Origin of the sequence: Neisseria sp. 74A18 (assembly GCF_001308005.1) — a bacterium.
GTDB classification, from domain to species: domain Bacteria; phylum Pseudomonadota; class Gammaproteobacteria; order Burkholderiales; family Neisseriaceae; genus Neisseria; species Neisseria dumasiana.
On record NZ_LGZA01000018.1, the window covers coordinates 38,083 to 51,672 of the forward strand.

Sequence of the window (13,590 nt, forward strand, 5' to 3'; positions counted from 1 at the left end):
AATACGTTCATGGTTTCAACACACATTTTCACGCAAGGAAAATGAATCAACATTGTACAGGTGACATCAATAAGCCACAAATTGTGTTTGACAGGTATGGTTACGTTTTAATAATATACGTTCATGGAATTAAAAGGAGAAGGGTAATGAGCTTTATTCTAGAAGTCAGCGGTGATTTTGCCTGCTTTACCAGGCCGGAGCTCAAGGTAGAGCGTGTCAGCTATCCGGTGATTACACCTTCGGCTGCGCGCAATATTCTAATGGCCATCTTATGGAAACCGGCTATCCGTTGGCGGGTGTTGAAGATTGAAATATTGAAGCCGATTCAGTGGGTCAATATTCGCCGTAACGAAGTGGGCAGTAAAATGAGCGAGCGTAGTCAGGGTTTGTATATCGAAGATAGCAGGCAACAGCGTGCATCAATGCTGTTGCGCGATGTGGCCTACCGCATTCATGCTGATTTCGATATGACCGATGAAGCGGGGCAGGGTGATAATCGCAAAAAGTTTGTAGAAATGTTCGAACGCCGTGCAATAAAAGGACAATATTTTCATCAGCCTTATCTCGGATGTCGGGAGTTTCCTTGTAATTTTAGATTATTGGAAAAAGTGGAAGACGGACTGCCACGTGAAGACATTACCCAGGATTTCGGCTTTATGCTGTATGACATGGATTACAGTAAATCCGATCCGCGCGATTCCAATCGCGCCGAGCCAATGTTTTATCAATGCAAGGCCGAGCATGGCGTCATTATTGTGCCGCCTGCCGGTAGTGAGGAGGTGAAGCGATGATGCTTCATGCCTTGACTCGCTATTATCAGCGTAAAGCCGTTTCAGAAGGTGGAGTGGCTCCGGAAGGATTTGAGAAAAAAGAGATTCCCTTTGTAATTGTTCTCGATAGGCATGGACGCTTCATCCAGTTGGAAGATACTCGTGAAGCGAGAGGTAAAAAAAAGGTTGGCCGTGCTTACTTGGTGCCCAAGGCTTCTGCGCGCAGTGGCTCCAAATCCTACGAAACCAGCAATGTTTTGTGGGATCACTATGGGTATGTGTTGGCTGCAGCCAGGGAAGTTGACGGCATAGCCAAAAAAATGCCGGATGCAGCGGAGGCTGAGGCTGAAAAAAACCGTATATTGGCAGATAACCAGCATGCAAGTTTTGTGGCCAAGGTTGATGAGCTGAAAGAAGCGTTGCCGGATGATTTTGGTATTGCGGCAGTGGCTACGTTTTTGGCATCGACGGAAGAAAAAACAAAGGTTTTCCAATCGGAAAATTGGGCTGAGTGCTTGAAAATCAAAGGCTGTAATTTGAGTTTCCGTCTAGTTGATGAGGTTTCGGCTTTGGTTTGCCAATCAAAAGCCTTGCAAAATTACTTGGCGACAGAGAAGGAAGGAGAGGAGAGTGACCAGCAGGAAGGAATCTGCTTGGTTACTGGTCAGAAGGCGCCGATTGCTCGCCTGCATTCGTCCATCAAGGGGGTAAATGCCAAGCCGTCTCCTTTTGCTTCGGTTAATTTGGCGGCTTTTGAGTCGTACGGTAAGGCGCAGGGATTTATTTTTCCTGTCGGCGAGCAGGCGATGTTTGAATACACCACTGCGCTCAATATGCTGCTCGCCAGTGATAACCGCTTTCGTATTGGTGATGTGACCGCCGTGTGCTGGAGCGAAAAACCCACGCTTTTGGAGAGTCGGGTTGCTCTCATGATTAATGGCGGCGGCAAAGACAATCCCGACGCGCATATCGACGAAGTGAAGTCGCTTTATAAGAGCTTGCACAACGGAAAATATACTGAGCCGAATGCCAAGGACAAGTTTTACCTGTTGGGTTTGTCGCCGAACGCGGCGCGGATTGTAGTACGTTTCTGGCATGAGACCACGGTAGCAGCATTGTCGGAAAATATTGTCCGCTGGTATGACGATTTGCAGATGGTGCGCGGCGAAAAATCACTTTATCCCGAGTTTATGCCGTTGATGCGCTTGCTGTGCAACTTGGTATTGGAAGGCAAGGCGGAAAATTTGCCGCCGGATTTGATTGCACAGGTTACCCAAAGCGCTTTAAGTAATCGTCCGTTGCCAGTTAGCCTGTTGCAAATCGCTTTGCGCCGTAACAAGGCCGAGCAAAAAGTAACTTATGGACGGGCATCATTGATTAAGGCTTATTTAAACCGCGCTGTCCGGGCGGGTAGTTTGAAAAACATGAAGGAGTTGACAATGAGTTTAGACCGAGAAAGAGGGGATATTGGTTATGTACTTGGGCGGTTGTTTGCCGTACTGGAGAAAGCTCAGGGGGAGGCCAATCCAAATTTGAATGCCACCATTGGCGACCGCTATTTTGGTTCGGCCAGTAGCACGCCTGTCGCAGTATTCGGCACATTGATGCGCTTGGTGCCGCACCATTTGAGCAAGCTCGAACATGAAGGCCGTGCTGTGCAGCTGAAATGGGAAATTCGGCAGATTTTAGATCAATGTCAACACTTTCCCAGCCATCTCAATCTCGAACAACAAGGTTTGTTCGCTATTGGTTATTACCATGAAACCCAATTTTTATTTACCAAAGATGCTTTGAAAGATCTGTTCAACCAAGCCAAATCTGCTAAGGAGTGATTCAAATGACTATTGAAAAACGTTACGACTTTGTTTTTTTGTTTGATGTACAAGACGGTAATCCCAATGGAGACCCCGATGCAGGAAATTTGCCGCGCATAGATCCTGAAACTGGCATGGGTTTGGTTACTGATGTTTGCCTGAAACGCAAAGTGAGAAATTTTGTGCAAATGACACAAAGCCCGGAGCAGCACGATATTTTTATCCGCGAAAAAGGGATTTTGAATAACCTGATTGACGAAGCGCATGAGCAAGATAACGTTAAAAGCAAAGAAAAAGGCGAAAAAACCGAGGCTGCCCGTCAATATATGTGCAAGCGTTACTATGATATCCGTACCTTTGGCGCGGTAATGACCACCGGCAAAAATGCTGGCCAGGTGCGCGGCCCTGTGCAGCTTACCTTCTCGCGCTCCATTGATCCTATTATCACGCTGGAGCATAGCATCACTCGCATGGCTGTGACCAACGAAAAGGATGCCAGCGCAACCGGTGATAACCGCACCATGGGACGCAAATTCACCGTGCCTTATGGCCTCTATCGTTGTCACGGCTTCGTCTCTGCCCATTTTGCCAAGCAAACCAGCTTCAGCGAAGCAGACCTAAACCTGTTTTGGGATGCGCTGATCAATATGTTTGATCATGATCATTCCGCCGCGCGCGGGCAAATGAACGCACGCGGTCTGTATGTCTTCGAGCATAGCAACAGCTTGGGTGATGCGCCTGCCGATAGCCTCTTCAAGCGTATTCAAGTAGCCAAAAAAGAAGGTGTCGACGTTGCCCGCAGTTTTGATGACTACACAGTAAACGTCAATGAGCAAGACCTGGCTGCCACCAAGTTACACCGCAAACTAGGTTAACCATGCGCTCCATCCCGCTCTCCGCCCTGCAACACTACGCCTTTTGCCCGCGCCAGTGTGCCTTGATTCATAACGAACAAGTATGGGCGGAGAATTTTTTGACTGCACAAGGCCGTGCGTTGCATGAGCGGGTGGACGGCGGCGAGCCGGAAACGCGCAAGGGCGTACGCTTCGAGCGCAGCGTGCATGTGTCGGCAGAGAACTTGGGCGTGCACGGCGTGTTGGATATGGTCGAGCGCGATATTCAGACAGGCCGTCTGAAACATGTTGAATACAAACGCGGCAAACCCAAGCCAGAACCGTTCGATGAAATCCAGCTCTGCGCCCAAGCCTTGTGCTTGGAGGAAATGACCGGGCAAACGGTGGCAGAGGGCGCTTTGTGGTATATGCAAACCCGCCACCGCGTGCCGGTAGTGTTTTCAGACGGCCTTAGAGCGCAAACGCTGGCCGTTATCGTCCAAGTGCGCGAACTCTTGGCAAGCGGACAAACCCCGCTGCCGGTATACGGCAAACGCTGCAAAGCCTGCTCGCTGGTGGAGGTTTGTCAGCCGAAGTTGTTGGAACGGGATAGGTCGGTGGGGTATGTGGAGGGGTTGTTTGGGGAATTATAATTTGTTATTAGGAATAACTATATGCCTATTTTTCAGTGTGAAGCAGATATGCAGGATTGGCTGCTTAAAGAAATAGAAAAGAACAATGGTGATATAAATTCGATTATTTCAAATTATGAAGAATTTTGTAATTTATATCAAAATACAACTTTAAAAAGTAAGGTATTAAATTCATTTAATAATTCAATTAAATCACTATTTGAGACAGAAATTTTAAGTGACAATAAAAATATTTCCTTTGTTGATAGTGATATATTGAAACCAGATTTTGTACTATTTTCATATAGTACAGAAAGTCTAGTCTTGATTGAGTTAAAAAATTCTTCAAATGCTACAAGGGAAGCAGGTACAGAGCTTGGAGCATATAGTTATGAATTATCTAGTTACTTTCCAAACATACCTAAGCTAGATTTTGTGTATGTAATTATTTCTAATAATTTTCCTACTTTGTTATTACATCATGTTAGAAATATGATTTTTATCCAAAAACTAAATGTGTTGTGTTTGAGGCCAATTAGGGTTGGAGGGGAAATAAAACTAGAAATTCTAGAATACACAAATATTTTAGATATGGAGATATTTCCTGATAGGATTCACCGGAATAGAAGGATTCCAGCATCATCGCTACAATCATTCCAAATTTGTGTTTATGATGATGAATTACAGAAAGGAAGTAATGATTTTACTCGTCTAGATAAATACATAAATATCTTAAAAACAGCACTTAATAATATGGCTATAATGGGAAATAATTTGAATAGTAATGGCTTTGCTATCTTGTGGAAAGATAATTATGAGAGCTTAGCTCCTTATTCTGTTTCAGTTATATATTTACCATCATATGAACAAATGAGATTACAAGATGAAAAAAATGTTGAGATATTTAGAAACTTGAATAAGTTGTTTGATGAATATACGCCAGTTTTCGGAAATAGTATTAAATATATTGCAAAAGAAGTAAAAACAATGATGCGTTTTGAAGAAAATTGTTCAGTGGATTATGAGGGATTTATGGATTTTCGCACTTGGTTAAAAACGAATCCTTTTAGGTGTTGTTATTTATCATTTGTTTCTTGGGGGGAGTTATTCCGCGACTATCATATGCAGATATTTCATGAAATTTCTAATGAAAATGAAGAATACTTTAATGGAGATCATGCAGATGTAGCATATAAGTTTATTGATTACTGTATTGATATAGATAGCTGAACTAAGCTACTAAAGAGATTCAATATAATCTAGGTAGTAATTTAACTAAGTAATTGTAGGTTGGCAAGCGTTAGGGGCTTTAGACACGCATATGTTGATGGGTCATCTATTTTTTATATGCCATCTGAAAGCCTGTTTTTTTTCAGACGGCCTAAACAGCAAACCGTTCCAAAACAAAAGTGCGGTCAAAATCAAGGGGGAATTTCAACCATGCGCAAGCTGCAAAATACGCTGTATATCACCACGCAGGGCAGTTATCTGCATAAGGAGCGGGAAACGCTGGTGGTGGAGCAGGAGCGCAAAAAGGTGGCGCAGTTGCCGGTGCATGCGATCGGGCATATTTTTTGTTTCGGCAATGTGCTGGTGTCGCCGTTTTTGATGGGGTTTTGCGGTGAAAACAATGTGAATTTGGCGTTTTTTACCGAAAACGGGCGGTTCTTGGGGCGTTTGCAGGGGCGGCAGAGTGGTAATGTATTGCTGAGGCGGGCGCAGTATCAGCTGTCGGAGCAGAATCCCGTGCCGATTGCGCGGCATATTATTGCGGCGAAGATTCAGTCGGCCAAGCGGGTATTGCAGCGGCGTTTGCGCAATCATGGCGAGCATGCGGAGGTGCAGGCGGCGGTAACGGCGTTGAATTTTTCTTTGCAGCAGTTGAAGCGGGCGGAGTGTTTGGACAAGGTGCGCGGGATTGAGGGCGATGCGGCAGCGCGTTATTTCGGGGTGTTCCGGCATTTGCTTGCGGAGAAAAGCGGTTTTGATTTTGACGGTCGCAACCGCCGCCCGCCGCGCGATGGGGTGAATGCGCTGTTGTCTTTTCTGTATGCGGTGCTGGGTAAGGATATCAGCGGGGCGTTGCAGGGCGTGGGCTTGGATCCGCAGGTGGGTTTTCTGCATGCCGACCGGCCGGGGCGCGATAGTTTGGCGCAGGATATTTTGGAAGAATTCCGCGCGTGGTGGGTGGACAGGTTGGTGCTTTCCCTGATTAACCGTGGGCAAATCAAGCCGCAGGATTTTGTGCATGAGGCGAGCGGCGCGGTGAATATTAAGCCGGAGGCACGCAAGCTGGTTTTTCAAGCCTTGCAGGCGAAAAAGCAGGAGAAGATTATCCATCCGTTTTTGCAGGAGGAAGTAGAAATCGGCCTGCTGCCGTATATTCAGGCGATGCTGCTGGCGCGGCATCTGCGTGGGGATTTGGCGGAATATCCGCCGTTTTTGATGCGTTGAGTTTTTCAGACAGGCATTTTCAGACGGCCTTTCCGCTTATATTTGAGGCCGTCTGAAAAAGAAATAAGGGAAAATGGCGTGTTGATGTTGATTACTTATGATATTTCGCTGGAAGACGCAGATGGGCAGGCGAGGTTGCGGCGCATAGCCAAACATTGCTTGGATTACGGCGTGCGCGTGCAATATTCGGTATTCGAGTGCGACGTAACGCCTGATCAGTGGGTAAAACTGAAGGCCAAATTGCTCGACACTTACCAGCCTGAAACCGACAGCCTGCGCTTTTACCATCTGGGTAGCAAATGGCGGCGCAAGGTGGAACATCACGGCGCAAAGGCGGCGGTGGATGTTTTTCAGGATACGCTGATCGTGTGAATCGCTAACCCGTGGTTCTCATGAAAATGCGGGGTGGTTAGCGATGTAGGATTGTTCTTTAACAATCAGGAAATTAGCAAAGCGGGTGTGGCGGAATAAGGCTGTGTTATACTCGCTTTTCGCGTTTTCAGGGGGCTTTAGCGAATCAGGGCCGTGCAAGCCTTGATGGATAAAGGTTTCCGAGAAGGCTTCAGCCGCCTTCGGGCGGCTGTGTGTTGAAACTAGTTGCTATTATCACGGCAGCATTTTTATACAGCTCAGCCGCCTTCGGGCGGCTGTGTGTTGAAACAGCGGTTGGCATTTTGGAAGCTTTTTGATGCAATCAGCCGCCTTCGGGCGGCTGTGTGTTGAAACAGCTAAAAGTTGCAAGCGTAAATTGCATTTAATTTCAGCCGCCTTCGGGCGGCTGTGTGTTGAAACAGGCAGTTCAGACGGTGGTAAAGGCAGCGGTTCGGGTCAGCCGCCTTCGGGCGGCTGTGTGTTGAAACATGAATTTTTAAGCCAAGCCTATCGCGCAAAAATCTCAGCCGCCTTCGGGCGGCTGTGTGTTGAAACTCGTATTCCTGCCTGCATATCTTGCATTTGCGGATTCAGCCGCCTTCGGGCGGCTGTGTGTTGAAACTCTTTAAGACATGCGCCCTCATTACATTGCAAGCTCAGCCGCCTTCGGGCGGCTGTGTGTTGAAACCCACCAACGACAACACGAACGGGTCAATCATGCGGTCAGCCGCCTTCGGGCGGCTGTGTGTTGAAACTTCAATATCGATTACCCCCGAACTTAAAGCATACTCAGCCGCCTTCGGGCGGCTGTGTGTTGAAACACGAAAATGCCTTGAACAACTACGGAAGATTGTTTCAGCCGCCTTCGGGCGGCTGTGTGTTGAAACGGTAATATCTGCAAATACAGACGGCATTATTTCAATCAGCCGCCTTCGGGCGGCTGTGTGTTGAAACGGCAATCTTAACAAAAATGGCAAATTGATTTAATCAGCCGCCTTCGGGCGGCTGTGTGTTGAAACTCGAATCTTCAACAGCTTTTTGCTTATCAATTGTTTCAGCCGCCTTCGGGCGGCTGTGTGTTGAAACAAACAAGCATCCGGCCATTCTAAAACTTCAACTTGTCAGCCGCCTTCGGGCGGCTGTGTGTTGAAACCCGCGAAATCGTGGCGATGCACGGTTGCCGACAAGTCAGCCGCCTTCGGGCGGCTGTGTGTTGAAACACGCGCCGCGACGGAGCAGATATATATAGTGCCGCTCAGCCGCCTTCGGGCGGCTGTGTGTTGAAACTACAGTTATTGACACAAGTCCAAGATGCGGCTTTGTCAGCCGCCTTCGGGCGGCTGTGTGTTGAAACATATGTATGTGATAGTGAGCGCCGACAAGATCGCTCAGCCGCCTTCGGGCGGCTGTGTGTTGAAACTTCGGTCAATAGCGAGACCCGCCAAATAAAGGCCGTCAGCCGCCTTCGGGCGGCTGTGTGTTGAAACTCTTCCTCAGCCTTTTTTACCTGTATTTCACGGATCAGCCGCCTTCGGGCGGCTGTGTGTTGAAACAACGAGCATAGTGTTATTTTGGCCGCCGAAATGGATCAGCCGCCTTCGGGCGGCTGTGTGTTGAAACATTTTAAAAAGGCCGTCCTCATTTTTAAGCATCATTCAGCCGCCTTCGGGCGGCTGTGTGTTGAAACGTATTGGCCGGCGGCTTTGAGGTTCGGTGTAAAACTCAGCCGCCTTCGGGCGGCTGTGTGTTGAAACATGCGATACGATTAATGCTTATGCCGCAGATTGTGTCAGCCGCCTTCGGGCGGCTGTGTGTTGAAACTTCATTAATGTTTTATCCCCTGTCCTGCCCGCCTGTCAGCCGCCTTCGGGCGGCTGTGTGTTGAAACATGATTATTTCCTTTATAAAAAGTGTTTAAGACGCTCAGCCGCCTTCGGGCGGCTGTGTGTTGAAACAATGAGTGGGCGCCGCTCCCTGAGAATCAGGGGTCAGCCGCCTTCGGGCGGCTGTGTGTTGAAACAGCCAAAATCCCTGTATCTATTTATCAAGCGATTCAGCCGCCTTCGGGCGGCTGTGTGTTGAAACAGACGGCCTATGTGGCGGGTTATTGACTAAACAGTCAGCCGCCTTCGGGCGGCTGTGTGTTGAAACAATCATGCGGTAAAGCGGCCAAAGATGCGGAAACTCAGCCGCCTTCGGGCGGCTGTGTGTTGAAACTTGAAAAATATTGCTGCCATCGCCGCTAATCTGCTCAGCCGCCTTCGGGCGGCTGTGTGTTGAAACAGTTTACAGCGAGGCGATGAAGGCCAAAGGCGGGAATCAGCCGCCTTCGGGCGGCTGTGTGTTGAAACTGATGCACATGGCCGATTTGAATATATTTATCCAGTCAGCCGCCTTCGGGCGGCTGTGTGTTGAAACATAAAAGAAATTACAGAGATGCAGGCACAACTAATCAGCCGCCTTCGGGCGGCTGTGTGTTGAAACGGCAGACAGACAACAGCCCAGCCGCTGGGTGGGGTCAGCCGCCTTCGGGCGGCTGTGTGTTGAAACTTTCCAAGCGAAGCGAGCGGCAGCCGCGTATTGATCAGCCGCCTTCGGGCGGCTGTGTGTTGAAACAGGGGCAAACGGTCAGCCCTTAAAATCATGCGGAGTCAGCCGCCTTCGGGCGGCTGTGTGTTGAAACAAAACAAATACGGCATTACCTTGCCCGCGTCTTTCCCAGCCGCCTTCGGGCGGCTGTGTGTTGAAACCATGTGTGCCACTGCGACGGTGGCTCATCCAGCGTGAGCCAGCCGCCTTCGGGCGGCTGTGTGTTGAAACAGGTGGATAAGGAAGGCAATATCAGCACCGCCCGCCAGCCGCCTTCGGGCGGCTGTGTGTTGAAACCCCAGGTGCGCGGATACATCTGCCATCAATTCCGCCCAGCCGCCTTCGGGCGGCTGTGTGTTGAAACCTCATGCGTTAATGGCACACCGCTGAATAACGGCTCCAGCCGCCTTCGGGCGGCTGTGTGTTGAAACAGGTACATTACCTGCCACACAATCGCAAAGTTCACCAGCCGCCTTCGGGCGGCTGTGTGTTGAAACAACAAATAGCCAATAAAAGAACAACTCTCGCAGCCAGCCGCCTTCGGGCGGCTGTGTGTTGAAACAGGAAATTGGAATAAAGGAACTATCATGGCTAGGCCCCAGCCGCCTTCGGGCGGCTGTGTGTTGAAACAGCAATGTGAAACTAAAATGCGTATAGCTGAAACTCCAGCCGCCTTCGGGCGGCTGTGTGTTGAAACCACTAATTGTCCTTTCAATTACAGGTAAATTATAAGCCCAGCCGCCTTCGGGCGGCTGTGTGTTGAAACGGGGATAGGCGGCACGGCCTCGCTGTTGCCCTGCTGCCAGCCGCCTTCGGGCGGCTGTGTGTTGAAACTAGCGTCTGTTGTAAACAACGTGCAGGCCGCCTACCCAGCCGCCTTCGGGCGGCTGTGTGTTGAAACAAAAGTTGTACTCAAAAGATGGCGAAAATTACAACCAGCCGCCTTCGGGCGGCTGTGTGTTGAAACGATATCGAAGGTTTGGTTTTGAATACCGTATATGCCAGCCGCCTTCGGGCGGCTACATATTTATGCTTCTTTGTTAATTTCTTTCAGACGGCCTTGATGTTTTCTGTTTATGTTGGAAATGTTATATCTTTTTGAAACCAAATGATTTTGCGTGCATCCACCCATAGCGGCCATTCGCTGCCGGGTTGTAGGTTGAGATTATGGGTTTCCGAGGGATCGAGGTGCAGCTGTATTTCGCCGTGTTGCGGGTGGATGAGTGTGAGTAGGCTGCGGTCGGGCAGGCGGGTGTGGGCGGTGATTTTGGCGTTTTGTCCTTGAGGGTGGTTGAAGTGTATGGCTTGTCGGGGAATGTAGCGGGTGTCGTTGACGTTGTCGGCGCCGATCAAACGGGCGGCGCGGGCGTCGGAGGGGGCGGCGATGAGTGCGCCGGGGGCGGCGAGTTGGATGATTCGGCCGTTGTGCATGAGGGCGATTTGGTCGGCAAGGGCGAAGGCTTCTTCGGGGTCGTGGGTCACTAAAACGGCGGGAATGTTGCGGTGGCGGATGTGGTTGGCGGTGAGCTGGCGCAGTTGTTGGCGCAAACCGGTGTCGAGGCTGGAGAAGGGTTCGTCGAGCAGCATGAGTTTGGGGTCGGTTACGAGGGCGCGGGCGAGGGCGACGCGTTGTTGTTCGCCGCCGGAAAGGCTGTGGGTGCGGCGTTGTGCTTCGTCTGCGAGGCCGACTTCGGTGAGCATGGCTTGTGCTTTTTGGCGGGCTTCTGCTTGGTGGACGCCTTGCATTTTGAGGCCGAAGGCGACGTTTTGGAGGGCGTTGAGATGGGGCAGCAGGGCGTAGTCTTGGAAGACGAGTGAGATGCGGCGGTGCTCGGGCGGGGTGCGGGTGAGGTTGCTGCCGTTTATCCATACTTCGCCGCTGTCGGGTTCGACAAGCCCGGCGGTGATTTTGAGCAGGGTGGATTTGCCGCAGCCGGAGCGGCCGAGTATGGCGAGAATGTGGCCTTTTGCTACTTCGAGTGTGATGTTGTCGGCCACGGTTTTGCTGCCGTAGTGTTTGTTGATGTGTTTGAGTTGCAGCATGGGTTTTCCTTTTTCAGACGGCCTGTTGTTTCTTTTCTGTCGAGTCGAGCAGTAGGAAGACGATAAAGGCGAGCAGCATCAGGATGGCGGTCAGTACCATGGCGCGGTCGTGGTTGTCGCTGCCGGCCGTGCCGAGATAGCGGTAAATGAGGGTGGTGAGGGTTTGCCATTCGGGGCGGGATAAAAACAGGGTGGCGGCAAATTCGCCCACGCAGGTGGCGGCGGCGAGGGTAAGGCCGCGGCGGAGGGAAGGCAGCAACAGGGGGGCGGTAACGTAAAGGGCCGTCTGAAAGGGGTTTGCGCCCATGCTGCGTGCGGCGGCGGTATAGTTGGGGGGGAGGGCGTCCCATGCGGCCAGTATGTCTTTGGTGATAAAGGGGTAGGCCAGCAGGGCGTAGGTGGCGATGAGCAGGGGCAGAGAGGCTGTCCATTCGGGATAAAGCAGCAGCAGGCCGAATGCTACGCATACGGGCGATACCATAAACGGCAGAAAGGTTAACCCGCGTATCCATACAACGCGGCGCGCGAGTGCGGCGTGGAGGATGCCGAGCAGTATGGCGGCGAGCATGGCCGAAAAGGTAAACCGCAGGGTGTTCCATGCGGCGGCAAGGGTGTCGGCTTCCTGCCAAACCTGCCATGAAGCGCCGGCCGATGCCGCCTGAAAACACACGGCCAACAGAGGTAAGGCACAGCATAAGCCCAGCAGGGCGAGTGTGGCGGCCAACATGGTTTTTTGGGTGAGGGTGCGCGGCGGTTCCGGCGTCAGCGGGCGGATGTTTCTGCCGGAGGCGGTTCGGCGGCTTAGCCAAGCGTAGGCGATGCCGGCCAGTGCGGTGATAAGCAATACCAGCCAAACCAGCACGGAAGCGGTGGCCGTATCCAGTTCGTAGGCGATCAGTTGGTAGATTTCGACTTCTATGGTGGCGTAGCGGTTGCCGCCGAGCAGCAAGGCCAGTCCGAAGCCTGAAAAACAGTATAAAAACACCAAACACATGCCGCCTGCGAGCCAAGGTTGCAGCACGGGGCGTTCAACATGCCAAAAACGCTGCCATGTGCCCGCACCGAGTGTTCGGGCTGTTTCAAGGCGTGCGGCGGGTACTTGCAGAAAGCCTTGGTAAGCGGCGCGGATGAGCACGGGAAGGTTGAAAAAAACATTGCCGTACAGCAGCAGGTAAGGCGTGTCTTCCCAGCCTGCCCACAGCAACCCGTGCGGCCCGAACAAAGCCAACACGCCCATGCCGGCCACCAGTGTGGGCATCACGAAAGGCAGCATCAGCAGCCGCAGAATCCATCTTCTTCCGCGAAATTCCAAACGGGCGAGCGTCCAAGCCACAGGCACGCCCAGCAGCAGCGTGAACAGGCAGGTAAGAGCCGCCTGAAGCGTTGTCCAACCGATACGCATCTGAATGTATTCGTCTTGCAATACCTGCCACACCAACCCTTGGTTTTCGTAAAACGCCAAAGCCAGCAAAGGCGCAACCACCATCACGGCAAGAAAGCCGAGCGGCAGCAAGGCCAACAGGCAGGTTGATAAGAAGGCGCGGACAGCCGTCATTTTGGGCGCTCCCGAGGAGAAAGAACACAATGGTTATGAGATGGTTAACTGCCAAAAAAACCTTGATGATGCAACTTTACGCCCCTTTGGCCGAAAAGTCAGTCCTGAACGGCGTTATCGACGGCTTGCACTCAAGTCGGGGTTGCTTGGCCGTCTTGGCCACAGCGATTGTTTGGCACGGATGATTTTCGGGTATTTTATGACAAAACATGCCTAACTTCACGAAACGGGCTACAAAAATCACGCTTTTGCCCGCTTTGGAATTGAAAAAGCAGAGAATTTGAACAAAGGCCGTCTGAAAAAACATTCCCATCAGCCTGCACAATCAGTTTGAGACTTTTGCAAAACCGCCATGTTCGGCGCATTTCTGCGTTGTGTGTTGCCCGCCGGCCATGCTGCTGCGCTTTGAACCGCATCTGCATTGGGTGCGTGCAAACGCCTTTATCCGTTTGTATTATTATTTGAAAATAAATAATAAAAATTATTTATAATTACAATTATTTATACATTATAATAACAACATAAATA

9 protein-coding genes and 1 CRISPR repeat array are annotated in these 13,590 nt (G+C 50.6%); of the genes, 7 read left to right on the forward strand and 2 right to left on the reverse strand.

Annotated elements, in window-relative coordinates:
- Positions 1-146 precede the first annotated feature (146 nt).
- The 7 genes from cas5c (at position 147) to cas2 (ending at position 6,875) form a co-directional block, all read left to right on the forward strand.
- Entirely contained in the window at positions 147-791 is a 645-nt protein-coding gene (gene cas5c / locus AKG43_RS07010; protein ID WP_054599853.1) for a type I-C CRISPR-associated protein Cas5c, read from the forward strand.
- Entirely contained in the window at positions 788-2,602 is a 1,815-nt protein-coding gene (cas8c, locus tag AKG43_RS07015) for a type I-C CRISPR-associated protein Cas8c/Csd1 (RefSeq protein WP_054599854.1), read from the forward strand. The genes cas5c and cas8c overlap by 4 nt, the downstream gene beginning before the upstream one ends.
- A 5-nt stretch (positions 2,603-2,607) precedes the next feature.
- On the forward strand, positions 2,608-3,459 hold the full coding sequence (cas7c, locus tag AKG43_RS07020; protein WP_054599855.1) for a type I-C CRISPR-associated protein Cas7/Csd2: 852 nt from the start codon (positions 2,608-2,610) through the stop codon (positions 3,457-3,459).
- A 2-nt stretch (positions 3,460-3,461) separates the two neighbouring features.
- Positions 3,462-4,070: a CRISPR-associated protein Cas4 gene (gene cas4 / locus AKG43_RS07025; RefSeq protein ID WP_054599856.1), complete on the forward strand. Its 609-nt coding sequence runs from the start codon at positions 3,462-3,464 to the stop codon at positions 4,068-4,070.
- A 21-nt stretch (positions 4,071-4,091) separates the two neighbouring features.
- On the forward strand, positions 4,092-5,279 hold the full coding sequence (locus AKG43_RS07030; protein WP_054599857.1) for a hypothetical protein: 1,188 nt from the start codon (positions 4,092-4,094) through the stop codon (positions 5,277-5,279).
- Between the two features lie 210 nt (positions 5,280-5,489).
- Positions 5,490-6,503, forward strand: coding sequence for a type I-C CRISPR-associated endonuclease Cas1c (cas1c, locus tag AKG43_RS07035; RefSeq protein WP_054599858.1), 1,014 nt, complete (start codon positions 5,490-5,492; stop codon positions 6,501-6,503).
- A 78-nt stretch (positions 6,504-6,581) separates the two neighbouring features.
- Positions 6,582-6,875: a CRISPR-associated endonuclease Cas2 gene (gene cas2, locus AKG43_RS07040; RefSeq protein ID WP_054599859.1), complete on the forward strand. Its 294-nt coding sequence runs from the start codon at positions 6,582-6,584 to the stop codon at positions 6,873-6,875.
- A 191-nt stretch (positions 6,876-7,066) separates the two neighbouring features.
- Positions 7,067-10,497: direct repeats of the CRISPR family, unit length 31 nt; unit sequence CAGCCGCCTTCGGGCGGCTGTGTGTTGAAAC.
- A 41-nt stretch (positions 10,498-10,538) separates the two neighbouring features.
- Here cas2 and AKG43_RS07045 read toward each other — a convergent pair.
- Both AKG43_RS07045 and AKG43_RS07050 read right to left on the reverse strand, forming a co-directional pair.
- The gene (locus tag AKG43_RS07045) at positions 10,539-11,507 is read right to left on the reverse strand and encodes an ABC transporter ATP-binding protein (protein WP_054599860.1); all 969 of its coding nucleotides are present in this window, start codon (positions 11,505-11,507) and stop codon (positions 10,539-10,541) included.
- A gap of 13 nt (positions 11,508-11,520) precedes the next feature.
- Positions 11,521-13,062 carry an iron ABC transporter permease gene (locus AKG43_RS07050; protein ID WP_054599861.1) on the reverse strand — a complete coding sequence of 514 codons (1,542 nt, stop codon included), beginning with the start codon at positions 13,060-13,062 and terminating at the stop codon, positions 11,521-11,523.
- Positions 13,063-13,590 lie beyond the last annotated feature (528 nt).